Annotated in this window: 25 protein-coding genes; 13 read left to right on the top strand and 12 right to left on the bottom strand. The window is 72.7% G+C overall.

The annotated features are described in order from the left end of the window. Positions 1–74: 74 nt before the first annotated feature. The 5 genes from AB0C28_RS45325 to AB0C28_RS45305 all read right to left on the bottom strand — a co-directional run bounded on the left by AB0C28_RS45325 (position 75) and on the right by AB0C28_RS45305 (position 4,951). A complete protein-coding gene (locus tag AB0C28_RS45325) occupies positions 75–971 on the bottom strand; it encodes an SMP-30/gluconolactonase/LRE family protein (RefSeq protein WP_357857600.1) in 897 nt (298 codons plus the stop codon). A 161-nt stretch (positions 972–1,132) separates the two neighbouring features. Beyond that, positions 1,133–2,017: a pentapeptide repeat-containing protein gene (locus tag AB0C28_RS45320; RefSeq protein WP_358082104.1), complete on the bottom strand. Its 885-nt coding sequence runs from the start codon at positions 2,015–2,017 to the stop codon at positions 1,133–1,135. Between the two features lie 122 nt (positions 2,018–2,139). Beyond that, a complete protein-coding gene (locus AB0C28_RS45315; protein ID WP_357857594.1) occupies positions 2,140–2,910 on the bottom strand; it encodes a GNAT family N-acetyltransferase in 771 nt (256 codons plus the stop codon). 73 nt (positions 2,911–2,983) lie between these two features. Further along, positions 2,984–3,760, bottom strand: coding sequence for a polyprenyl diphosphate synthase (gene uppS / locus AB0C28_RS45310; protein ID WP_346113250.1), 777 nt, complete (start codon positions 3,758–3,760; stop codon positions 2,984–2,986). Positions 3,761–3,865: 105 nt separating this feature from the next. After that, positions 3,866–4,951, bottom strand: coding sequence for a zinc-binding alcohol dehydrogenase family protein (locus AB0C28_RS45305; protein WP_358082101.1), 1,086 nt, complete (start codon positions 4,949–4,951; stop codon positions 3,866–3,868). Between the two features lie 112 nt (positions 4,952–5,063). On the opposite strand from AB0C28_RS45305, the gene AB0C28_RS45300 reads away from it, so the two are divergent. After that, a complete protein-coding gene (locus tag AB0C28_RS45300) occupies positions 5,064–5,825 on the top strand; it encodes a helix-turn-helix transcriptional regulator (RefSeq protein WP_357857588.1) in 762 nt (253 codons plus the stop codon). A gap of 92 nt (positions 5,826–5,917) precedes the next feature. On the opposite strand, the gene AB0C28_RS45295 is transcribed toward AB0C28_RS45300, so the two are convergent. Together AB0C28_RS45295 and AB0C28_RS45290 are read right to left on the bottom strand one after the other, a co-directional pair. Further along, a complete protein-coding gene (locus AB0C28_RS45295; protein WP_357857585.1) occupies positions 5,918–6,202 on the bottom strand; it encodes a hypothetical protein in 285 nt (94 codons plus the stop codon). An 89-nt stretch (positions 6,203–6,291) separates the two neighbouring features. Further along, positions 6,292–6,765, bottom strand: a complete 474-nt coding sequence (locus AB0C28_RS45290; protein ID WP_357857582.1) for a MarR family transcriptional regulator — start codon at positions 6,763–6,765, stop codon at positions 6,292–6,294. A gap of 90 nt (positions 6,766–6,855) precedes the next feature. Between AB0C28_RS45290 and AB0C28_RS45285 the strand changes: the two genes are divergently transcribed. Both AB0C28_RS45285 and AB0C28_RS45280 read left to right on the top strand, forming a co-directional pair. Next, a complete protein-coding gene (locus tag AB0C28_RS45285) occupies positions 6,856–7,845 on the top strand; it encodes an LLM class flavin-dependent oxidoreductase (RefSeq protein WP_358082099.1) in 990 nt (329 codons plus the stop codon). Positions 7,846–7,850: 5 nt separating this feature from the next. Next, entirely contained in the window at positions 7,851–8,294 is a 444-nt protein-coding gene (locus AB0C28_RS45280; RefSeq protein ID WP_358082096.1) for a hemerythrin domain-containing protein, read from the top strand. Here the strand turns inward: AB0C28_RS45280 and AB0C28_RS45275 are convergent. After that, positions 8,218–9,561 carry an MFS transporter gene (locus AB0C28_RS45275; protein ID WP_358082093.1) on the bottom strand — a complete coding sequence of 448 codons (1,344 nt, stop codon included), beginning with the start codon at positions 9,559–9,561 and terminating at the stop codon, positions 8,218–8,220. The two genes, AB0C28_RS45280 and AB0C28_RS45275, sit on opposite strands and share 77 nt — an antisense overlap. A gap of 56 nt (positions 9,562–9,617) precedes the next feature. Between AB0C28_RS45275 and AB0C28_RS45270 the strand changes: the two genes are divergently transcribed. The 5 genes from AB0C28_RS45270 to AB0C28_RS45250 all read left to right on the top strand — a co-directional run bounded on the left by AB0C28_RS45270 (position 9,618) and on the right by AB0C28_RS45250 (position 13,203). Continuing rightward, positions 9,618–9,998, top strand: a complete 381-nt coding sequence (locus AB0C28_RS45270; RefSeq protein ID WP_357857572.1) for a MerR family transcriptional regulator — start codon at positions 9,618–9,620, stop codon at positions 9,996–9,998. Between the two features lie 71 nt (positions 9,999–10,069). Beyond that, positions 10,070–10,690, top strand: coding sequence for a GNAT family N-acetyltransferase (locus AB0C28_RS45265; RefSeq protein ID WP_358082090.1), 621 nt, complete (start codon positions 10,070–10,072; stop codon positions 10,688–10,690). Between the two features lie 222 nt (positions 10,691–10,912). Continuing rightward, the gene (locus AB0C28_RS45260) at positions 10,913–11,293 is read left to right on the top strand and encodes a hypothetical protein (RefSeq protein ID WP_357857566.1); all 381 of its coding nucleotides are present in this window, start codon (positions 10,913–10,915) and stop codon (positions 11,291–11,293) included. 238 nt (positions 11,294–11,531) lie between these two features. Continuing rightward, positions 11,532–12,380: an LLM class flavin-dependent oxidoreductase gene (locus AB0C28_RS45255; RefSeq protein ID WP_357857563.1), complete on the top strand. Its 849-nt coding sequence runs from the start codon at positions 11,532–11,534 to the stop codon at positions 12,378–12,380. Positions 12,381–12,423: 43 nt separating this feature from the next. After that, the gene (locus AB0C28_RS45250; RefSeq protein WP_357857560.1) at positions 12,424–13,203 is read left to right on the top strand and encodes a TetR/AcrR family transcriptional regulator; all 780 of its coding nucleotides are present in this window, start codon (positions 12,424–12,426) and stop codon (positions 13,201–13,203) included. A 30-nt stretch (positions 13,204–13,233) separates the two neighbouring features. Here AB0C28_RS45250 and AB0C28_RS45245 read toward each other — a convergent pair whose 3' ends face one another. The 3 genes from AB0C28_RS45245 to AB0C28_RS45235 form a co-directional block, all read right to left on the bottom strand. Continuing rightward, a complete protein-coding gene (locus tag AB0C28_RS45245) occupies positions 13,234–13,578 on the bottom strand; it encodes a DUF4180 domain-containing protein (RefSeq protein WP_357857557.1) in 345 nt (114 codons plus the stop codon). A gap of 139 nt (positions 13,579–13,717) precedes the next feature. Further along, the gene (locus AB0C28_RS45240) at positions 13,718–14,128 is read right to left on the bottom strand and encodes a helix-turn-helix domain-containing protein (RefSeq protein ID WP_357857554.1); all 411 of its coding nucleotides are present in this window, start codon (positions 14,126–14,128) and stop codon (positions 13,718–13,720) included. Positions 14,129–14,169: 41 nt separating this feature from the next. Next, positions 14,170–15,195, bottom strand: coding sequence for a winged helix DNA-binding domain-containing protein (locus AB0C28_RS45235; RefSeq protein WP_358082160.1), 1,026 nt, complete (start codon positions 15,193–15,195; stop codon positions 14,170–14,172). A 292-nt stretch (positions 15,196–15,487) separates the two neighbouring features. On the opposite strand from AB0C28_RS45235, the gene AB0C28_RS45230 reads away from it, so the two are divergent. From AB0C28_RS45230 to AB0C28_RS45215, 4 genes are read left to right on the top strand one after another with little or no spacing between them, the layout of a single operon-like run. Next, positions 15,488–17,026, top strand: coding sequence for a phenylacetate--CoA ligase family protein (locus AB0C28_RS45230; protein WP_357857551.1), 1,539 nt, complete (start codon positions 15,488–15,490; stop codon positions 17,024–17,026). Next, positions 17,023–17,469: a DUF4188 domain-containing protein gene (locus AB0C28_RS45225; RefSeq protein ID WP_357857548.1), complete on the top strand. Its 447-nt coding sequence runs from the start codon at positions 17,023–17,025 to the stop codon at positions 17,467–17,469. The genes AB0C28_RS45230 and AB0C28_RS45225 overlap by 4 nt, the downstream gene beginning before the upstream one ends. Further along, positions 17,466–18,545, top strand: a complete 1,080-nt coding sequence (locus tag AB0C28_RS45220) for a hypothetical protein (protein ID WP_357857545.1) — start codon at positions 17,466–17,468, stop codon at positions 18,543–18,545. The genes AB0C28_RS45225 and AB0C28_RS45220 overlap by 4 nt, the downstream gene beginning before the upstream one ends. Continuing rightward, positions 18,542–19,459 carry a hypothetical protein gene (locus tag AB0C28_RS45215; RefSeq protein ID WP_357857542.1) on the top strand — a complete coding sequence of 306 codons (918 nt, stop codon included), beginning with the start codon at positions 18,542–18,544 and terminating at the stop codon, positions 19,457–19,459. Before AB0C28_RS45220 ends, AB0C28_RS45215 begins: the two co-directional genes overlap by 4 nt. Before the next feature lie 228 nt (positions 19,460–19,687). Here the strand turns inward: AB0C28_RS45215 and AB0C28_RS45210 are convergent, their stop codons facing one another. Continuing rightward, on the bottom strand, positions 19,688–20,518 hold the full coding sequence (locus AB0C28_RS45210; RefSeq protein ID WP_358082087.1) for a nucleotidyltransferase domain-containing protein: 831 nt from the start codon (positions 20,516–20,518) through the stop codon (positions 19,688–19,690). Between the two features lie 134 nt (positions 20,519–20,652). On the opposite strand from AB0C28_RS45210, the gene AB0C28_RS45205 reads away from it, so the two are divergent. Beyond that, the gene (locus tag AB0C28_RS45205) at positions 20,653–21,237 is read left to right on the top strand and encodes a helix-turn-helix domain-containing protein (protein ID WP_346113228.1); all 585 of its coding nucleotides are present in this window, start codon (positions 20,653–20,655) and stop codon (positions 21,235–21,237) included.

Genomic DNA, 21,237 nt, shown 5'->3' with positions numbered 1-21,237 from the left:
GCCTCCAGTAGCCTAGGGTCTCTAGTTTCAACCTAGAGACCCTAGGTATGGAGGTGCAAATCTTTTACGCGGGATCAGAGGGCGGCGGGCAGCACCGGCAGGCCGCGTACGCCGGGCTCGGCCGTGAACAGGCTGCCGGCCAGCGGTTGCTCCGCGCGGTCCACGTCGAGGGCCGAGGTGGTGATGAACAACCGGTCGAGGTTCTCGCCGCCGAACGCGACCGCCGTGACCTTGCGTACCGGCAGGCTGATGACTGCGTCGAGCCGCCCGTCCGCGTCGTACCTGTGCACCGCCCCGCCCTGCCACAACGCCACCCACACGCCGCCCTCGGCGTCCACCGTCAGGCCGTCGGGGCCGCCCTGGGCTGGGTCCACGACGGCGAACGGCCGCCGCCCGCTCAATCCGGTCTCGGGGTCGTAGTCGAGCACGTCCACGCGCCCGACCCCGGTGTCGGCGTAGTAGGCCCGCCGCCCGTCCGGGCTGAAGCCGAACCCGTTGGAGATCGTCGTCCCGGCCAGCACCACGCTCAGCTCGCCGCCGGGGCCCGCCACGTAGAGCGAGCCGCGGCCAGGGCCCGCGTCGTAGGCCATGGTGCCGATGTAGAAGCGGCCGTCGGGGTCGCAGCCGCCTTCGTTCATCCGGATCGACGGGTCGCTGAAGGCCTCGCCGAGGGAGCGCAGCGGGGCGTCCAGGTCGTCGGAGTCGGCCAGCAGCAGCTCGCGCTCGGCGGCGACGACGTAACCGGCGTTCACGCGCGGGCGTACGACGGCGGCCACGGTGCCGACGTGGCGGCGGCGTACGTTCCCGTCGTCGCCGAGCTGCAGCACGTCGCCGGCCATCATGTCCACCCACCGCAGGCCCCAGCGGCCGGACCACACGGGTCCTTCACCGTGCTCGGCGACGGGGTCGGTGACGGGGTGCGCGGTGATGGTCATGCCGCCCTCCTTGGCGATGGCATAGGTACAGATCATGACCTTATGCGCAGCCGCCACTTCCGCACCGCGCGGCCCGGCTGACCGAACCATCCGGCGAGTTGTAGCCGCGACCGGACGCGAGGGCGGTGCGAGTACCGGCGGGCGGGCCGGTGCAGGGTGGGGTGCAGGCGCCGGTTAGACGGCCGGTGCGGGGCCGGTCAGCGGCGGCGGCCTCGTGATGAGCGCCGGGCCGGACGGGGGCGGTGGGACGAGGCCGGGTCGCTCGTTTCCTCCGCCCAGTGCCCGGGGCGGGTGAGCGTGGCGGGCAGGCGGGTGGCGGCGTCGCCCCTGGCCGCGTTGAGCTGGGCCTGGGTGAGGAAGACGGCGCCGGTGAGGTCGGCGCCCGACAGGTCGGCACCGCGCAGATCCGCGCCGATCAGGTCGGCCCGCCGCAGGTCGGCGCCCCGCAGATCGGCCCCGATCAGGTACGCCCCGCGCAGGTTGGCGCCCCTCAGCCGGGCTCCCCGCAGGCGGGCGCCGATGAGGTCGGCCCCGCGCCGTTCCACGCCCTTGAGCCCGGCGCGCGCCAGCTCACTCGTACGCAGCAGCAGCTCGTTGACCCCGGCCCGGTGGGCGGCCACGTCGAGCCGTTCCAGGGCGCCGGCCGGCTCCCTGGTGAGCCGCTCGGTCTCGTCGAATGCCTGGCGCAACGCGACGTGGATCGGCTCGGCCGCCTCCAGGGTCAGCGCCTCCGCCAGGTACCACAGCAGCTCGTGCAACTGCCGCATGACCGGGAACACCGCGTACATCCGCGCGGCCGTCTCCGGCGCCTCGCGCCAGCTCCGTCCCTCGAACGTGACCTGCGAGACCTTCTGGCCGGCGCCGAAGCAGTCGAACACGGTGCAGCCGGGGAACCCGCGGTCCCTGAGCCGGTCGTGGATGGAGCAGCGGAAGTCGCCGCGCAGGTTGTGGCAGGGCTGCCCGGCCTCCTTGTCCACGGCGAAGTCGGCCGAGGCCGAGAACGGCAGCGCGACGCAGCACAGCCCGAAGCAGTTCTCGCAGTCGGCGGTCAGGCCGAGCTCACGCGGATGGGTTGCGGGCAACGCGCTGGTCTCCTCACGGGTGCTGAGCTAAGGCGGTCCACCAGCGTACTCACGAGTGCTGGGCGGGCGCGTTCATCAGCGTACTCACGGACATCAGCGTACTCACGGATGGACGTACGGCCTCACGGATGGACGTACGGCGTCGTCGTGGTCAGCGGCGCGAACCCCAGCCGCTCCAGGATCGGCCGGCTCTGGTCGGAGGCGTCCACCTGGAGGTAGCGGTACCCGCGCGCGACCGCCTCCCGGGCCCGATAGGCCACGAGCGCCCGGTAGACGCCCTTCCCCCGCCAGCCGGGCACGGTGCCCCCGCCCCACAGGCTCGCGAACGCGGTGCCCGGGTGCAGGTCCATGCGCGCCGCGCTGATGGGCGTGTCGCCGGCCATGGCGACGACGGCGATGACGGTCCCGGCGGCGAGCTGGGCCGGCAGAGCCTTCCTGAGGTGCTCGTGGACGGCGCCGAAGGCGAGGTCGTGCACGTCGGCCAGCAGATCGACGCCGTCCTGACCGGTGACGGGGACCAGCCGCACGCCCTCCGGCACCGCCTCAGGACCTCCGGCGATGCCGGCGGCCTCGGCCACCATGAGCGTCTCGGCCGGTTCCGGGACGAAGCCGGCGGCCAGGAGGCGGCGGTCGAGGTCGGCGGGCCGGTCGTGGGCGTACAGCTTCCACTCGAACGGCCGCCCCAGCGCCCCGAAGTGGCGCACCTGCTCGGCGATGGCCGCGTCGGCGTCGCCGTCGCCGAGGCCGGACCACAGGACGCCGTTCCAACCGTGCTCAGGCCCGACCATGCGCACGACGCCGCCGGCCCGCTCGACCACGCTGCCCGAGCCCTCGGGCGCGGCCTCGCGCCGCAGCTCCCTGTCGAACACAGCCAGTACTTCGTCACGATTCATCCGCACACCTCACCAGCCGCCCCTGCCACCGGGCAACCGGTTTACGCCGCTCAGGCCCGCCTCCGCCCGCGCGTCAGCCGCCGTAACGCCGCTGCCGGGCGGAGAAGCTGCGCAGGGCGCGCAGGAAGTCGATCTCGCGGAACGCCGGCCAGTACGCCTCGCAGAAGTAGAGCTCGGAGTAGGCCGACTGCCAGAGCAGGAAGTTCGACATGCGCTGCTCCCCGCTGGTCCTGATGACCAGATCGGGGTCCGGCTGCCCGGCCGTGTAGAGGTGGGGGGCGATGTCGTCCACGGTCAGCGCCGCGGCCAGCTCCACCATCGACTGGCCCTGCTCGGCCCGCTCGTACAGCAGCTCGCGCAGCGCCTCGACGACCTCCTGACGGCCGCCGTACCCGATGGCCAGGGTGAGATGGAAGCCGGTGGCGCAGTCGCGGGTCGCCTCGACGGCGCTCTTCAGCGCGCGGGCCGTGCTGTCGGGGAGCATGTCGAGCATGCCCGCCACGTGAACCTGCCAGCGGGCGTCGGGACGGTCGAAGTGCTCGGCCACCAGCTGCTCGATGACGCGCAGCAGCGTGGCCACCTCCTCGTCGCCGCGGCGCTGCAGGTTCTCCGTCGAGCAGAGGAACACGGTCACGTGGTCGATGCCCAGGCCCTCGCACCACGACAGGACGTGCGTGATGTGCTCGGCGCCGTATTTGTGGCCGATGCTGGGGTTGGCCATGCCCATCCGCTTGGCCCAGCGCCGGTTGCCGTCGATGATGAGGCCGACGTGGCGGGGCAGGGGGCCGGTCATGACCTGCCGCCGCAGGCGCCGGGCGTAGAGGGGGTGAAGGAGGTCGGTCATCCGCATCCCTCAAGGATGGACCCACCGGCGGACCGGAATCCGATCTTTCCCGATTTCCGGCTCAACCGGTCGCGCGGGCTCCCCGGGACGCGGTCATCGGGAGGATGACGGTCAGGGCCGGATCACGGTCAGGTGGAAGGGCTCGGCGTGCTCGGCGGCGTGGACCACGGCCGCGGGTGCGTCGTCGAGTGCGAAGTCGGTGACGTCGAACCGGCCGAGGTCGAGCAGCCCGCTCCGGGCCAGGGCGGCCAGCCGTACGGAGGCGTCGCGCGGGTACATCCACTGCCCGCGCACCGTGACACTGTTGCGCATGAGCCACGGGTACGGCAGCGCCAGGTCGTCTCCGCCCAGCATGCCCACGCCGCCCATGAGCACGACCCGGCCGCGCTCGCGCACGGTCATGGCGGCGGCCCGGACGGGAGCCGTCCCCGCCTGGGGCGGGAGCAGGTCGAGCACGAGGTCCACGGGGGCGCCGCCCGCCGCCGCGGCCATGCGCTCGCTGTCCTGGCCGGCCTCTCCGGTGAGCCGTACGGTGGCGACCCGCTCGCCGAACCGGCGTTCCAGCGCGGCCAGCGCGCGCTCGTTCCGGCCCGGAGCGATGACGCGGGCGGCTCCCATGGCCAGCGCCACCGCGACCGCCGCGCCGCCGAAGTTGCCCGTCGCCCCGCTGACCAGCACCGTCTCCCCCGGCTGGAGCTCGCCCGCGAGCAGCCCGCCGTACGGGACGAGACACAGGCACAACGCGCTCCAGCGGCCCGCCTCGGCGGGGTCGACAGGGCCGAGCGGCACGGCGTTCTCCGTGGGGATGAGCACGCGCTCGGCGAAGGAGCCCTGGCCGAAGTGCCGCTGCAGGAGCAGCCCGCCCTCGCCGCGCGCGCTCAGGCCCTGCAAGGTGATGTCCGGGGTCAGCGCGTCGTCCCTGGCGCGTACGGTCGGATCGCACAGCACCCAGTCGCCCGGGGCGAGCTTCGTGGCGTCGGGCCCGCACGCGCGGACCCGGCCGACCGCCCCTGCGCCGGGTATCACCGGCAGGGTCAGCAGGTAGCGCCGCGCTCCGGTGAACACCTCGGCCGCGTACGGCAGCACCGGCGCCGCCACGACGTCCACCACCACCTCGCCCGAGCCCAGCACGGGCTCAGGCACCCGCTCCACCGACAACGGTGACCCGAACTCCGTCAGCACAGCCGCCTTCATCATCGTGGCGCCCCTCTCTCTCGGCGGGCTTCATCGTGGCCGTCGGCCGGCGTCGTAACCAGGGCCGGTATCGTCCTGGGATGGGCCGATACCACCTTGCGGGAAGGCGGCGATCATGACGGAACCGGCCGGCCGTGCGCTCGGTGAGTTCCTGCGCTCCAGGCGCGAACGGCTGACGCCCGAGCTGGTGGGGCTGCCGCCGCGCCCGCGCCGCCGTACGGCGGGGCTGCGCAGGGAGGAGGTGGCCGAGCTGGCGGACATCGGCATCGACTGGTACGTACGCCTCGAACAGGGCCGTGCCGTGACCCCCTCCCCCGCCACGATCGACGCGCTGGCCGGCGCGCTGTGCCTCGACGAGACCGAGCACGCCCATCTGCGCACGCTGGCCCGCCAGACGGCCCGGCCGGCGTTCACCAGGGAACGGGCTCCGGAGGGCTCGGCCCGCCTGGTGCACAGCCTCGACCGGCCCGCCTACCTGACCGGCCGCCGCTGGGACGTCCTGGCCGTCAACGCCGCCGCGGCCGAGCTGTTCACCGGAATCGACCGGCTGCCGCCCGGCGACCGGAACGTGCTGGTCTACCTGCTGCTCACGCCGATGGCCCGCGACCTGTTGGGCGACGGCTGGGCCGGGCAGGCGCGGCACGCCACCGCCCAGTTCCGCGCCGCCTTCGATCTGTGGGCGCCCGACGCGGCCTTCACCGGCCTGGCCGCCCGGCTGCGGCGCGGCTCGCCCGAGTTCGGCCGCTGGTGGGAACGCCACGACGTCGCGCGGGGCGGGGCGGGCGGCAAGGTGCTGGGCGGGCGCGCGTACGACTACGCGACCTTCCAGGCCAACGAGGACCCCGGTCTCCGCCTGACCGTCTACACGCCGCGCTGACGCCCGGCCGAGCGCCTCCGCTTCGAGTCCCGTCCCGTGCGGCGGGCTCCGCGTCCCGTCCCGTGCAGCGGGCTTTGCGCCCGGTTCCGTCGTCAGCGGTGTTCGAGGGGCCTCTCGCCACCGCCGGCGCCCGGGAACGTGAGAACCGACGGTACGGCGCCGCCGTGCGCCCGGCCGAACTCCTCCTCCACGGCGGCCAGCCGGTCACCGGTGGTCAGGACGGAGATCTTCCACATAACGCCGCCGTCGCTCCCCGAGCCGGAGACGGGCGCGAGGTCGATCGAGACGGCGAGCCCGGTGCGGAGGAGGTGGTGCGCCAGGTCGACGGCCCGGTCCTCACCCTCGACATTCGTGTGTACCTCGATCGTTTCCGCCATGGCGCCGTCCTTCGCGGGGATGGGACCCCACCCTATCCACGGAGATCGCGGATCGGGCCGGGTTCGTGGCAGACGGCAGGCAAACGATTTCACGCCCGTTCCGGGCCGGAACGCGGGCCGGAACGGGGTGCCGAAGCCGCGTGTTCGGCCAGGAGGGCTTCGACGGCGGAGGCCAGCAGGTCGCGGTGGCCGGCCGGGAGGTCGCCCGCCAGCGCCTCCAGCCGCGCCGCCACCCCTTCGTGCGCCAGCTCGCCCATCCGCCGCCCCTCGCCGGTCAGCTCGATGAGACAGGCGCGGCGGTCGCGGGAGGAGCGTGTACGCATGACGAGCCCGCGTTTCTCGGCCCGGTCCACGAGGCCGGTCAGGCTCGACTTCTCCAGGTGCAGGGCACGGCTCAGCTCGCCCATGCCCACCGGCCCGCCCACGAGGAGGCAGAGCAGCTGGGTCTGCTGCGGGGTCAGGTCGTGTTCGCGGCTGACCTCGCCGAACACCTGCTGCACCAGGTGCGCGAGCCGGACGAGCGCGGAGGTGAAGGACAGCGTCGGCTCTTTCGTCGTGACCACGAGCCGAGTCTAGTTGACAAAAGTTCGCGAAACGAACTACTTTCCTTCGCATCCCCAATTGTTCGTGATACCAACTATGGCCACAGGAGCGTGCACCCGCTGCCGCTCCGGCCGCCCGCCATGCTCGCCCAGGCCGCCGCCAGCCTGGACATTCTCAGCCACGGCCGCTTCGAGCTCGCCCTCGGCACCGGCGGCTACCGGGACGCCATCGCCTCCATGGGCGCGCCGCGCCTGACGCCCGGCCAGGCCGTGGACGCGCTGGAGGAGGGCATCGCGATCATCCGCGCCGCCTGGGACACCGACGCGCCCGGCGGCATCCGGCACCTCGGTGAGCGCTACCGGGTGGAGGGCGCGCCGCGGGGACCGCGCCCGGCGCACGACATGGGCATCTGGCTCGGGGCGTACCAGCCGCGCATGCTCCGCATGACCGGCCGGCTCGCCGACGGCTGGCTGCCGTCGCTGTCGCGCTACCGGTCGTTCGCCGAGCTCGGGGCGGGCAACGCGGTCATCGACGAGGCTGCCGCCGAGGCGGGCCGCTCGCCCGCCGGCATCCGCCGCCTGCTCAACCTGGACCGCGAGCGGGAGCCCTGGCAGCTCGCCGAGCTCGCCCTGGAGCACGGCGTCAGCGGCTTCATCCTCATGGCCCGCGACGTGCGCGCCATCGAGCGCTTCGCCGCCGAGACGGCTCCCGCCGTCCGCGAACTGGTCGCCGCCGGACGCTCCCCGCCGCCGCCGGATCTCCTGCCACACTTGAACGCGACTCCGCATCACTCGAACGCGACCCCGCATCGATGGAACGCGGCCCCGCATCATCCGAGCGCGACCCCGCGTTCGAAGCTCAGGCCGCCTCCGAACGCGCTCCCGCCTCAGCCGGAAGGTCACAGATGCCCGCAGAACCGGGAAAGACGCCGACGTCCGCGAGGGCGGGAGGGGCGCCGCTGGCCGCCGTGCCGACGCCGGACGACGGGGTGCGGCTCAGCTCCGTCCGGATCTGGGACGAATCCACCCGCCCCGCCGGGCCGTCCCCCGACCCGAATCGCCGCTACACCCCCAGGGAGCAGGCCGCCGGACGGCACCTGATCGACGTGCACGACCACCTGCGCGCCGAACTCGCCCGGCTGCGCGACCTGGCCGGCCAGGTCGCCGCGGGAACGCTGGACGCCGGCGCCGCCCGCGACCACATCAGCACCATGACCATGCGCCAGAACAACTGGACGCTCGGCGCCTACTGCGAGTCCTACTGCCGCCTGGTCACGATGCACCACTCGGCCGAGGACGCCATGGTCTTCCCGCACCTGCGCCGCGTGGAGCCCGGCCTCGCCCCGGTGCTCGACCGGCTCCGGGAGGAGCACCAGGCCATCCACAAGGTCCTCGAACGCGTCGACCGCGCCCTGGTCGCCTTCGTCACCGACCCGTCGGGCCTGGACGAACTGCGCGCCGCGGTGGACCTGCTCACCGACACCCTTCTGTCGCATTTGTCGTACGAGGAGCACGAACTGGTCGAGCCGCTGGCCAGACACGGCCTCTGACACTCGCCGGCCGTCCTGGGAAGGCGCGCCGGTGCGCCGCCACCACGATCGCCAGGGCCGCCGCCACCACCGGGAACGCCGTCCACGGCAGCGCCCCGGCCCCGGCGCCCTCCAGCACCATCCCGCCGGCCAGCGAGCCAGCGGCGATGCCGGCGTTGTAGACAGTCGTCTGCAGCGAGGTGGCCACGTCGGCGTTGGCGGTGCCGGCCGCGTTCACCAGCGCCGTCTGCAGCAACGTCGGCACGCCCCCGAACGCCGCCCCCCACAGCCCGGCGGCGGCCAGGACCACGCCACCGGCCCCGCCTGGCACCCAGCCCGTCACCAAGCCGGAAGCCCAGCCGGACACCCAGCCGGACACCCAGCCGGACGAACCGGCAGACGCTCCGGCGGCCGTCCCGAGCAGGGTCATCGCCGTCGCCACGGCGGCCAGTGCCGTGATGAGGGTGAGGCGCGCGTACCGGTCGATGACGGCGCCGACCAGCCAGATCCCGGCCACCGTCCCGGCCCCGAACACCAGCAGCACCACGCCGGCGGGCCCGCCTCCCGACGCCTGTGCCAGCGGCGCCAGGTAGGTGTAGACCGCCTGGTGGCCGAGCAACGTCAACAACGTCACGCCGAGCACCGTACGCACGCCGGGCATGACGACCACCCGCCGCAGCGGCACCCGCTCGGCGGCGGATTCGCCGGGGAAGTCCGGCACCCGCCACAGCACCCACGCGATCAGTACGAGCGCCGCCACGGCCAGGCAGCCGAAGGCCGCACGCCAGCCGGCCACCGCCGCCAGCGCCGCACCGGCCGGGATCCCGGCGCACAGCGCGACCGTGATGCCCGCCGAGACGATCGCGATCGCCCGCCCCCGCCGCTCCTCGGGGACCATCCGGGCCGCGTAGCCGACCAGCATGGCCCACAGGACACCGCCCATGACCCCGGCCAGGATCCGGGCCGCGAAGGTGAGCGGGTAGGAGGAGGAGAGCGCGGTCACCCCGTTCAGCAGGGCGAACCCGGCGAGCGTCCCCACCAGCACGGGCCGCCGGTTGTATCCGCGCAGGAGCGCCGTCACGGGGACGGCCGACACGAACGACGCCACCGCGTACGCCGTCACCAGGAACCCGGCGCGCCCCTCCGTCACCCCGAGCGCGCCCGCGATCCCCGGCAGCAGCCCGGCGGGCAGCAACTCGGTCATCACGGCCGTGAACGCCGCCGCGAACAACGCCAGCAGCGCCGGCCAGGGAAGTCTCCGCGAACTGGCAGCGATCTCGTCAGACATGCGACCATGCTGAAACCTTCACATCAATGTGAAGGCAAATACGGAGGAAGCACGTAATGAGGATCGGGGTGTTGTCGCAGCGCACGGGCGTTCCGCCGCGCATGCTGCGTTACTATGAGGAGCAGGACCTCCTGCATCCCGAGCGCGCCGACAACGGCTACCGCGACTACCCGGAGTCGGCGGTCCGGCTCGTCCAGCAGATCCGCGGCCTGCTCGACTCCGGCCTCACCACGGAGATCATCCGCCGCATCCTGCCGTTCCTGGACGATCCCAGCCAGATCCACCTGCATCCGCAGTGCCTCACCCCCGAGCTGGCCGCCCTCCTGGAGGCGGAGGCGAACCGCCTCCAGGAACGCATCGACTGCCTGTCCCGCAACCGCGACGCCATCCACGCCTACCTCGCCGCCGTACGCGCCCTGCGGACCGAAACGACATGACGAGCCTGGACGACCCCTGCGGACCGAGCCGGCCCGACCTCCTCCGACGAGACCCTGCAGACTGGGCCGGCATGACCACCCTTGACGAGATCCTCCTGAACGTGCGGCGCGGCTGTTTCCCGCCGGCCGACGGTGGGCTGACGATCGTGCCGCAGCCCTCGCCCCGCGACCTGGGCGTGCTGTCCCTCACGGCGCACGCGGTGGTCTTCGCCGACGCCGACCCCGCCTGGATCCGCGGCCTGCTGCCGCCCGGCGACCTGTCGGCGCCCCTCGGACCGGCGTTCCTCCAGGCGCTGGCGGGTCTGACAGGGCGCGGGATCGGCAACGTGGACCTGCTCGGCCTGGCCGAGCCCCTGCCGGGCCCGCCACCGGTCGTGCTGGACGAGCTGACGGACAGCGACCATCCGCGGGTGACGCGGGCCCGGCGCCACCGCGACTCCGTACGCGTGTGGACGGCACCGGAAGGCGGCCTGCTCACGGTGGGGCGCGGAGTGGCGGGCCGCTGGGAGGCGGCGGTCGAGGTCGAGCCGGAGTGCCGCGGCCGGGGCCTGGGCCGGCGGCTGGCCCTGGCGGCCAGGCATGTCGTGCCCGAGCCGGTGTGGGTGCAGGTCGCGCCGGGGAACGCGGCGAGCGTGCGGGCGTTGCTCGCGGCGGGGTACGTGCCGGTGGGCGCCGAAGTGCTGCTCGCCTGAACGCGGGTGCCCTGATGTGAGCGCCTGACCGTGGGCGCCTGATCCGGGCGCGTTCGACCGTGCGCGGCGGCCGGCCCGTACACCGCGCGCCCGGAGGCCGGGGGTGAGTTTGCTGGTAGAGGGCCGCCTGTTGGGTGAAACGGGGTGTGGCGCATCCTTCATCGCCCAAGATCGCTCCGTAGAGTGATGGCCGATGTCACTTCGTGATTACAGGGGGAGATCATGAGAAAGAGCCTCATCGCCGCCGGGAGTGCGCTGCTCACCGCTGCCGCGCTGTTCGGGACCACCGGCACCGCGGCCGCCGACATCTGGACCGACTGGAACCACAGCTACCCGAAGGACTGCGGTGTCGGCCTGAACGAGGACACCACCTACCACCACGTCACCCGCCACGGCGTCTTCGCCGGCACCCGCGACGCCGACGGCTGCAAGGGCGGCGCGCACGACGGTCACCACGGCCACCACGGCGACCACTGGTACGGCCAGTACGGTGACCACGACGAGGTCCGCAGGTGGTTGCACCGCAACTGGCCCACCAGCGGCAACGGCAACTGGGTCGGCCACGGGCTCGGCCGCGGCGCGGGCGCGGGCGTCGGCGGCTGACCTCCCGTCACGTGACCGTCCCGGCGCCCGCGGTACGGGTGCCGGGACGACCGCCCCGGACGTTGCGCGTCCCGGCCCCGGCCGTCCCGGACGTCAGGCGTCCCGTCCCGGCCCGACCGTCCCGGACGTCACCCGTCCTGGCCTTGACCGTCCTGGACGTCAGCCCCCGAACTGCTCCGCCACCCGTTCTGCGCCGAGCGGATTTCCGCGGTGGGTGATCACTCGATAGCCTGACCGGGTGCGACTAGGTGTGAACGTCCCCAATTTCGGCCCGGGCACCGACCCCGGCATGATCCGCCACTGGGCGCAGACGGTGGAAGGGCTCGGGTTCGATCTGCTCATGGTCTCCGACCATGTGGCGATCACCCCCGACGTCGCCGCGAAGTATCCCGCCCCCTTCTACGAGCCGTTCACCACGCTCTCCTGGCTGGCCGGCGTCACCACGCGCGTCGCGCTCGGCACCACGGTGCTGATCGTCCCCTATCGCCATCCGCTGCTGGTGGCCCGCATGGCGGCCAACCTCAACGACCTCAGCGGCGGCCGGCTGGTGCTGGGCGTCGGGATCGGGTGGGCGCGGCAGGAGTTCGAGGCCCTGGGAGTGGCCCACGACCAGCGCGGCCGGATCACCGACGAACATCTGGCGGCCATCACGGCCGCCTGGGCCGACGAACGCGACTACCGCGGCCGCGTGCCGATCTGGGTCGGCGGCGAGAGCCGGGCGGCGCTGCTCCGCACGGTGCGCTTCGGCCAGGCCTGGCACCCGCTCTGGAACACCCTCCCCTATCTGCGCGAGACCTATCCGCGCGTGGTGGCCCTGGCCGCCGAGGAGGGCGTGGCCGCCCCCGCGCTGGCCCCCCGGATCCAGCTGCGGGTGACGCCGGAGCCCGTGACGGGCACCGACCGGCTGGCCGGCGTGGGCACGATCGAGCAGATCATGGACGACCTCGAGGAGCTGCGCGTCCTCGGCGCGGAGACCGTGGTGCTCGACCCGTTCCACGGCGACCCCGAGCAGACCCTGCACCCGGAGACGTCGTGGGAGATGCTCGCCGCGGTGATCGCGCGGAGATCAGCGAAAGAGCGCCCCTGATATCCTTATGCCGTAAAGAATTGTCCAGGACGGGGAGTTCCGCTTGGTCGTCTACGCAGGTCAGGGTGACGCGCGACGGTCCATGGCACTCCTGTGGCGCAGCGGCGAGCCGGGCGAGGTGCGGCCCGGTCCCAAGCCGGGGCTGAGCGTCGACGCGATCGTGGTGGCCGCGATCGAGGTCGCCGACGCCGAGGGCATGGCGGCGCTGTCCATGCGGAAGGTGGGCCTGCGGCTGGGCCGCACGGGGATGGCGCTCTACACGTACGTGCCGAGCAAGGGCGAGCTGGTCGACCTCATGTACGACCGCGCCCTGGCCGAGTTGCCCTCCTCCTACGACCTGAGCCGGGGCTGGCGGGCGGCGGTCGCCTCGTGGGCCGAGGACACGCTGGCCTTCTACCTGCGTCACCCCTGGGTGCTGCAGGTGTCGCAGGCGCGGCCGGTGCTGGGGCCCAACGAGTTCGCCATGCTGGAGAGCGTGGTGGCGGTGCTGCGCGCCACCGGGCTGCGCCCGCGCCGGCTGCGTGGGGTGGTGGCGCTGCTGTTCGACTTCGTGCGGGGGGCGGCCAAGTCGATCAGCGAGTCGCGGCAGGCGCCGTCGGAGACCGGGGTCTCCGACGAGGAGTGGTGGCTGGCGCGCTCGTCCCTGCTGGAGGAGGTCGCGCCGGGGTTCGCCACCCGGTTCCCGATGGTGGCGTGGATCGAGTCGGAGGACGACGGGCCCGGCGACGACGAGCCGTACATGGAGCATCGGGTCAGCGAGACGTTCGCGGTGGGGCTGGGCGTGCTGCTCGACGGTGTGGAGGCGGCCGTCAAGACGGGCTGAGGGCCGAAGAACAGGCCGGACGGCGTCGAGTCAGCCGAGGGCCGCGTGCCGGGTGGTCAGTTCCTCGTCGTCGCGGACGAACCAGAGCTGGCGGCCGCGGTTGCACTCGTAGATCCAGTCGCGCACGGACGAACTGGTCGTGGCGTGCCCGGAGACGTCGCCCACGATGGCCAGGCCGATGCCGTACTGGGCGAACTTCTGCGTGATCTCGCCCGCCACGCCGTTGCTCAGCGTGAAGAAGCCGCCGGGCAGCCGGTCGGCGGGCACGGAGACCCAGGTGGCCCGGGTGGACCAGGCCTCGCCGATGAGGTCGAGCACGTCGCGGACCTCGCTCAGAGGCTGGGCGTCGGGGTCGTAGCGCAGAATGTCGGTCATTTCGGAAATCTCCATGAAGCATGTGGCGAGGGGGTGGGCGGGCGATCCGCGCCGGCGTCGGGACCGTGCCGGCGGGTCCGCATGAGAGGGTTCCAGCGTGCCGGTTTGTCCGGGGTCGGGGCGTACCGGCATGGCGGGGTCAGGGGCGTACCAGGACGTCGATGAGGCGGAGGACCTGGGCGCTCTCCTCCAGGGCGCCCAGCACGACGACCTTGAGGTGCTCGCGTTCCTCGTCGTAGACGAACTGCACCCGCACCCCGCTCGGCCCCCCGCCCAGCGCGCCCAGGACCGCCGTGCTGAGCCGGTCCATGGCGGCCCTGGGCAGGCCGTCGACCTGCACGATGCTGGAAACCTCCGCGCGGCGGGACGCGGCCGGACCAGCAGGCGGCGTCACGGGGACGCCGGTGAACGCCTCGAGGTCCTCCTTGGCGATCCGGTATCGCTTGCCGATTCTGACGGCGGGCAGCCGCCCCTCCCGTACGTAGTTGCGGACGGTCTTGACGTGCAGCCCGAGCAGATCGGCTACCTGTTCAACGGTGTATCGCTCCATTTCACTCCCTATTATGCCGTACGAAAGGGAGTGATACGGAGTCAGGCGTGCGCACCCACGGTGACCGGGCCGACGGTCAGGCGTGGCCGGGCCTCCAGCACCTCGCCCAGCCGCTCCACCTGCTCCTCCAGCTCGCGCGCCTGCCCGGCGGTGAGGTCGCGCAGCGGCTCGACCGTGACGTCGATCCGGTTCCCCGAGCGCCGCTGATGCCAGACACCGGCCACGTTCCCGTCCACCAGCAGCACGGGGAAGTTGCCCGCCTGGCCGCCGGCCAGCGCCCGGGCGGCCGCGTCGCCGGCGTACAGGAGCTCGCGAGGCCGGCCCGCCACCACGTACGCGTCGAAGTACGGCAGCAGCCGCACCCCGCGCGGCGACTCATCCGGCGCCCCGGTGTCGCCCGCGAGGACCCAGGCCCGCCGCCCCTCGAACAGCACCTCCTCCAGCTCCACCGCACCGAACCCCTTGGCCGCCCACCGCACCGGCCCGCCGGCCCACCGGGCGAAGTCCTCGGGTGTGGCCGGCCCGTACGCCGTCAGGTAGCTCGTGACCAACCGGGCGAGCCCATCCGTCACGGGTGGCGCGTCCGGCGGGGCGGTGTAGGTGACCTTGCGGCCCCGTACCGGCCCGAACACGAACGCGCCCCGGTGCGCCGCCAGCGCCATCGCCTGCCGCCAGCGCGGCCAGTAGCCCTGGAACGCGGGCATGACCAGGTCTCCCGCCCACGGCCCGGTGGCGGCGACGACCGCCTCGCTCAGCTCGTCGATCGTCAGCGCGGCCCCGGTGACGGCCTTCCCGATGGCCGCCACCACCTGCTCGGTCTGCTCGCCGGTCATCCTGACGTCTCCTGTGGCGACGGGCGTCGCGGCCGGGGCGGACGACAGGGCATCGACCCACATCGGCAGGTCGCGGGCGGGAAGCAGGTGTACGGTGCCGCGCGGCCCGTACGTCTTGACCAGGGTGCGCTCACTCCATAGCGCCTCGCGGACGGCGGCCCGGGTGACACCGGGCAACCGCATCCCGACGGACGCCTCGGCGGCCGACATCACCTGCGCGTGCGCCCCGCACATCGCCGCCACCACCGCGACCGTACCCGCCGCATCCGCCTTCGCCGCACCAGATCCCGCCGCATCCGGCCTCACCAGAGGCCTCGCCGGGCCCGGTGGGCGGCCGTTCAGTCCGGCTCGCTCCAGGCGCCTCGCGCTGACCTGCGGCCACGACAGTTCGATCACCACGTCCTCCTCGTCCGATGAACCCACGCTAGAAGAGAACGCGGAAAGCTTCGTTCCGCATATACGCCGTTATACCGATGAAAGTGGACTTAAAGCGATCTTTCATCTGATCGCACTAATGTCACCCGTCATGATCCGCTTCAGCCCCGTCCTCGGGCCGCTCACCGCTCGCCAGCGCTGGCGCAGAGCCCGGCTCCAGGCCTACTCCTGGGCCCTGACCGGCGCGTACCGGCTGGGCGCCCTGCACCCAGCCGTCTGGCGGCTCGTCGCCCGCGGCTACCATCCCGCGCTCGACCGGGTCGCCGCCGGGCACGCGCGGGTGGCCTGCCAGTTCGCGGCCGTGGACGTGCCCGCGTACCGCCACTTCCTGCGCGCGAACGGCGCCGAGCACGCCCGGAGGCTGGCCGACTTCCCCGAGACCACCAAGCAGAACTACGCGGGGGCCTACGACGAGGCGAGCCGCTGCCAGGAGGGCAGGCTGCACCGTCCGGGCGTGATCGTGGACGAGTCGTCGGGGTCGAGCGGCAAACCGTACAACTGGGTACGGGGGCCGCGCGAGCTCAAGGGCATCTACCGCAACGCCGCCGGCTACATCGAGCTGGTCTTCCCGGGCGAGCGGCTGTTCGTGATCAACGCGTACTCGATGGGCGCGTGGGCCACCGGCACCACCACGGGCGCCGCCATGGCCCGCATCGCCATGGTCAAGAACACCGGCCCCGACCTGGAGAAGATCGCCGACACGCTGGAGCACTTCGGGCCGGGCTACGACTACGTGGTGGCGGCGTACCCGCCGTTCCTCAAGCATCTGCGCGACCGCCTCGACGAGGCGGGCTTCCCCTGGGCCGAGTACCGCGTGCGCGGCATGGTCGGCGGCGAGGGCATGACGGAGGCGCTGCGCGACTACCTGGAGGAGCGCTTCGAGGAGGTCCGCTCCGGCTACGGCGCCAGCGACCTGACGATCGGGATGGGCGCGGAGAGCGGGTTCAGCGTGCGGCTGCGCAAGCGCCTGGCCACCGACCAGGACCTGCGCGACCGGCTGCTCGGGCCGGGCGAGCAGCGGCTGCCGATGATCTTCCACTACAACCCGCTGGAGACGTTCCTCGAGGTGAACGCCGGCGGCGAGCTGCTGTGCACCATCAACACCAAGAGCTGCCTGCAGCCCAAGCTGCGCTACAACGTCGGCGACGAGGCCCGGCTGCACACGCTGGCCGAGGTCAGGCGGGCGCTCGGCGACGACGAGTACGAGCGCATGTGGACCGACGAGCGGATGAGCCTGCCGCTGCTGTTCCTGTTCGGGCGCAAGGACTCGACGATCTCCTACATGGGCGCCAACCTCTACCCGCAGGACGTCGAGTACGGCCTCTACCAGGGCAATCCCCACGCCGCCGCGATCAACCGGTTCTGCCTGTCGCTGGAGGAGCTGCCCGGCCTGGAGTACCGCCCGGTGATCAACCTGGAGGTACGCGGCGAGGTGGACCGGGACGACCTCGTGGCGATCTGCCGCAAGGGCGTCGTGGCCCACCTGAGCGCCGTCTCGCGCGACTTCGCCGAGTCGCTCAAGGAGGACCCGTCGGCCGCCGACCTGCGGATCAGGGTGTTCGGGCTGGGCGAGGGGCCGTTCGCGGGGCTGACAAAAATGAAGAACGTCTACCTGGTGAAGGACGCATGAGGACCACAGACTTCAGCCAGGCGCCGCCGCAGGGGCAGGCGACGGCGATGTTCGTCGGGGCGACCCGCTACCGGGGGCCGCTGTCGATCATCAAGCTCACGCTGACCTGGTTCCGGATGGTCCGTGACATGAAACGCATGCGCGGCTACCGGTGGCACACGATCTACTGGGAGTTTCCGTACACGCTGGGCACGATCGCGTTCTTCGAGGACCGCGACGCGCTGCTGCGCTTCGCCCGCAGCCGGCACCATCGCGAGCTCATGCGGTGGGTGACCGACGGCACCAAGAACGCCACCGCCGGCTACATCCGGCTCTACAACGCCGAGCCCGAGGGCTACAGCAACGGCGCGTGGCGGGCCGAGGGCGGCCCGATGGCGCACATCGAGACGTTCACGCCGCTGTCCACCGAGGACGAAGCGGGCCCGCCGGTGGTCCGCCCGTGAGCCCTGGATCTGGATCGCTGAGCCGGGCGGAGTCGCGGCGCGACCTGCGCGACTTCCTCGCGCTGACCGACCGTCTGTACGCGGGCGACGAACGTTTCGTGCCGCCGCTGCACGCGACCGTCCGCGCGTGGTGGCGCCGCGGCGTGCCCCTGTACGTGCTGCGGCACGGCGGCCGGGTCGTCGCCAGGACCACGCTGCACACCGACGCCGCCCTCGACGCCAGGCTGGGGCGGGCCACGCAGTTGTTCGGGCTGACGGAGTTCGCCGAGGAGGCGGCGGAGGAGCTGTTCGACGGGATCGCGGCGGCGGGGGGCGGGCGGCCGCTGTTCGGGCCGGTCTCGCTGCTGCCCAACCAGGCGGGCGGCGTGATCACCTCCGGCTTCGCCGAGCGCGGCTTCATCGACAGCGCCTGGAACCCTCCGTACTATCCGGCCGCCTACGAGGCGTACGGCTTCACCCGCTGCTTCGAGTCCGACACCTGGATCTGCCCCGTGCCCGACAAGCCGGTCTTCGCCTTCGACGACACGCGCATGGAGGCCGAGGAGCTGCGGGTGCACCGGGGCGATCGGCGGCGAGTGAAGGAGCAGCTGCCGATCCTGCGCGAGATGCTGAACGCCAGCTTCGCCTCGCTCGGCTACTACACGCCGATCTCGGAGCGGCAGCTGGCCGAGCAGACGGACGGGCTGGCGTACCTGCTCGACGAGGCCCTGCTGCTCTACCTCACGAAGGCGGGCCGGCCGATCGCGTTCGTGCTGTGCCTGCCCGACATATCAACTTTTGTCGCCCGGATCCGCGGCGACCTGCACCCACTCAACCAGCTCCGCCTGCTCGCCACCCGCTCGCACCACCGCCGAGAGGCCGTGCTGATCGTCAAGGGCACGGTCCCGGACGAGCAGGGGCGCGGCTACATGCGGCTGCTCTCGCGCGAGCTGCACGACGGGCTGCGGCGGGGCGGCTACCACACGCTGCGCAGCACGTACGTGGAGCGGACCAACCCGGGCTCGGCCGCCCAGTACACCGCGATGGGCGGCCGGCCGCTGCACGGCTACACCTTCTACGCCAAGGACCTCGCGTGAGAGAGCTGCGGGCACTGGAGCCCGACTTCTGGCGCGCGCCCAGCGCGCACAACACCCAGCCGTGGACGCTCACGTACGAGGGCGACGAGGTGGCCGTCGGCTGGGACCCCGCCCGCGCCCTGCCCGTCAGCGACCCGACGGGGCGTGACCTGCGGCTCAGCCTGGGGGCGTTCGTCGAGTGCTGCCTGATCGTGTGCGCGGACGCCGGCCTCGACGTCGACTTCCGCCCCGACCCGGGGCCGCTGCGGGTGGGCTTCTTGCACGGGGCCGCGCGGCGGTACGAGACGCCGTTCACCACGGCCGACGTACGGGCTCGCGGGGCGAACCGGGGCGAGTACCACGGCGGGAGGCTGCCTGAGGAGGTGGCCGGCGCCATGGAGGGCATGCGCCGGCTCCCCTGCCGTGACCTGGCGGACCTGCTGCACGCGGCGGACCTGCACCAGTTCGGCGACCGGAGGGTGACGCGGGAGCTGCGGGCCTGGCTGCGGCTGACCCGGCGGCACCGGCGCTACTTCCTCGACGGCCTCAGCGACCGCGCCCTCGCGCTCACCAGGGCGGAGGCGCTCGGGCTGCGCGCCTCGCTCGCCCTGTACCCGGCTTTGCGGCGGCTGGGCCTGCCCAGGGTGCTGGCGGGGGCGTCGCGGGGGCTGCTCGACTACGACGGGGATGTGCTGGTGCTGGTGGGCGACGTCACGGAGGAGGTCGGGCTGGGGCGGGCGTTGATGCGGAACTGGCTGACGTTGTCGGGGCTCGGGTACACGACGCATCCGCTCAGCCAGGTCATCGACTGTGAGCCGACTCGGCGGGTGCTGGCGGGACGGCTGGGGGTGTCCGATCCGCGGACGCTCCTACACATAGCCCGCGTCGGCCGCCCGAAGGTTCCGTCTCCTCCGTCGGCCCGCCTCCGGTCATGACCGGCACCCTGCCCGGCCCGGTGATCGGCCCAGTGATCGGCCCGTTGATCGGCCCAGTGATCGGCCCAGTGATCGGCCCAGTGATCGGCCCAGTGATCGGCCCAGTGATCGGCACTGGGCCGGGCTGGGCGGCGGGCGCTGTGCACGTATGGTCCGGCGGCTTCGGCGCGATGGCCTGCTGTGGTCCATGACCGAAGCCGACGTCAGACGCCGCTGGCGGCAGGGATGTCAGGTGCCGCAGGCTGTGCGGACGTCGGCGATGAGGTGGGTGGCCTTGTCTATGGTGCGGCCGATCTGGTCCGGGGTCTCCCCCACCGTCGCCAGGAGTGCGCGGGCCCGCTCGCCGAAGCCCTCGGGGGCCGACGGGAGCCGGTCGGCTGAGGCGATCATGCCCTTCTCGTTGATCAGCCAGGTCTCGTCGGCCGCGTGCAGTGCGTGGCAGGCCACGCCGATCGCCCGGAACAGGGCCGCCGCCGCGTACGCCGGGTCGTGGCCGGCGGCGCCGTACCGGGCGGTCATCAGGGCGAAGTCACACTCCCACAGCCCTCTGATCAGGGCCTCCCGCAACGCGGGAGGGTAGTGCGCGGTCTCCGCGCGCAACGCGGCGAGCTCGCGTCCGGGGTCGGCGAGCACCTGGCACAGGGCCACCTCGCCGGCGTAGGCGTGGGAGTAGAAGCCGAGCGGGTGCCCGACCTGGAAGCCGATCTCGTAGCGGCCGGCCTGGCAGTCGGCCCAGACGCGTCGTACGCGGTCGAGGTCGCGGTAGATCCAGTCCACCCGCCATCCGTCCACGGTGAGCCAGCCGCCCCCGTCCACCCAGGGGCCCCAGCCGCCGGGCTCGGTGACCTCGGTGTCCTGGCCGGTCAGCTTCGCGGCGAGCGCGCGCAGCTCGCCGACGTCGAGGTCGCCGCGGTAGTAGAGGCCGAGGTCGATGTCGGAGTCGGGCCGGTGGGTGCCGCGGGCCCGGCTGCCGCCCAGGACGACGGCCACCACTCCGGGGACGGCGGCCAGGCGATCGGCGATGCCGGCGAGGTCGGGGGCTGGATTGGGCGTACGCACGGTGTCGAGGGTAGACGTTCACACTCGCCCGTGGCCCCCCACGGCGCACGGCCCACACCGCAGGCCGGCCCCGTGGCGGCCGGCCGCCCACCCGACTTCTTGACAATGATTTTTTTCGGTGGCATCGTTCATCCATGCATGAAGTGGCGGTGATCGAGGACCCCGCGGCGGCCGAGGCGTCGCTCGACCCCATGCGCTCGAAGCTCCTGTCCGAGCTGGTCGAGCCGGGTTCGGCGACCTCGCTCGCCGCCAAGGTGGGCCTGGCCAGGCAGAAGGTCAACTACCACCTGCGCACGCTGGAGCGGCACGGGCTGGTGGAACTGGTCGAGGAGCGCAAGAAGGGCAATGTCACCGAACGGGTGATGCAGGCGACGGCCGCGTCCTTCGTGATCTCGCCCGTCGCGCTGGCCTCCGTGCAGCCCGATCCGGCCAGGTTCTCCGACCGGCTGTCGGCGCGGTGGCTGCTGGCGCTGGCCGCGCAGCTCGTACGGGATGTCGGCACGCTGATCACGGGGGCCGCCAAGACGCGCAAGCGGGTGGCCACGTTCGCGATCGACGGTGAGGTGCGCTTCGCGTCGGCGGCCGACCGGGCGGCGTTCGCGGAGGAGCTGGCGCAGTGCGTCACTTCCCTTGTCAGCAAATATCACGACGAGAGCGCCGAGGGCGGGCGTGATCACCGCCTGATCGTGGCCGTCCACCCCTCGGTGAAGGAGCACTGA

The sequence above is a fragment of the Nonomuraea sp. NPDC048892 genome (genome assembly GCF_040649735.1).
Taxonomy (GTDB): domain Bacteria; phylum Actinomycetota; class Actinomycetes; order Streptosporangiales; family Streptosporangiaceae; genus Nonomuraea; species Nonomuraea maheshkhaliensis.
Note: the sequence above shows the minus strand (reverse complement) of the source record. Positions and strands in the feature narration are given on the sequence as shown.

Coding starts and splice junctions, on each gene's coding strand:
- AB0C28_RS45205 (WP_346113228.1), top strand. CDS start 20,653: ATGCATGAAGTGGCGGTGATCGAGGACCCCGCGGCGGCCGAGGCGTCG.
- AB0C28_RS45230 (WP_357857551.1), top strand. CDS start 15,488: ATGATCCGCTTCAGCCCCGTCCTCGGGCCGCTCACCGCTCGCCAGCGC.
- AB0C28_RS45325 (WP_357857600.1), bottom strand. CDS start 971: ATGATCTGTACCTATGCCATCGCCAAGGAGGGCGGCATGACCATCACC.
- AB0C28_RS45270 (WP_357857572.1), top strand. CDS start 9,618: ATGAGGATCGGGGTGTTGTCGCAGCGCACGGGCGTTCCGCCGCGCATG.
- AB0C28_RS45265 (WP_358082090.1), top strand. CDS start 10,070: ATGACCACCCTTGACGAGATCCTCCTGAACGTGCGGCGCGGCTGTTTC.
- AB0C28_RS45225 (WP_357857548.1), top strand. CDS start 17,023: ATGAGGACCACAGACTTCAGCCAGGCGCCGCCGCAGGGGCAGGCGACG.
- AB0C28_RS45235 (WP_358082160.1), bottom strand. CDS start 15,195: ATGTGCGGGGCGCACGCGCAGGTGATGTCGGCCGCCGAGGCGTCCGTC.
- AB0C28_RS45275 (WP_358082093.1), bottom strand. CDS start 9,561: ATGTCTGACGAGATCGCTGCCAGTTCGCGGAGACTTCCCTGGCCGGCG.
- AB0C28_RS45305 (WP_358082101.1), bottom strand. CDS start 4,951: ATGATGAAGGCGGCTGTGCTGACGGAGTTCGGGTCACCGTTGTCGGTG.
- AB0C28_RS45260 (WP_357857566.1), top strand. CDS start 10,913: ATGAGAAAGAGCCTCATCGCCGCCGGGAGTGCGCTGCTCACCGCTGCC.
- AB0C28_RS45240 (WP_357857554.1), bottom strand. CDS start 14,128: ATGGAGCGATACACCGTTGAACAGGTAGCCGATCTGCTCGGGCTGCAC.
- uppS (WP_346113250.1), bottom strand. CDS start 3,760: ATGCGGATGACCGACCTCCTTCACCCCCTCTACGCCCGGCGCCTGCGG.
- AB0C28_RS45315 (WP_357857594.1), bottom strand. CDS start 2,910: ATGAATCGTGACGAAGTACTGGCTGTGTTCGACAGGGAGCTGCGGCGC.
- AB0C28_RS45295 (WP_357857585.1), bottom strand. CDS start 6,202: ATGGCGGAAACGATCGAGGTACACACGAATGTCGAGGGTGAGGACCGG.
- AB0C28_RS45245 (WP_357857557.1), bottom strand. CDS start 13,578: ATGACCGACATTCTGCGCTACGACCCCGACGCCCAGCCTCTGAGCGAG.
- AB0C28_RS45300 (WP_357857588.1), top strand. CDS start 5,064: ATGACGGAACCGGCCGGCCGTGCGCTCGGTGAGTTCCTGCGCTCCAGG.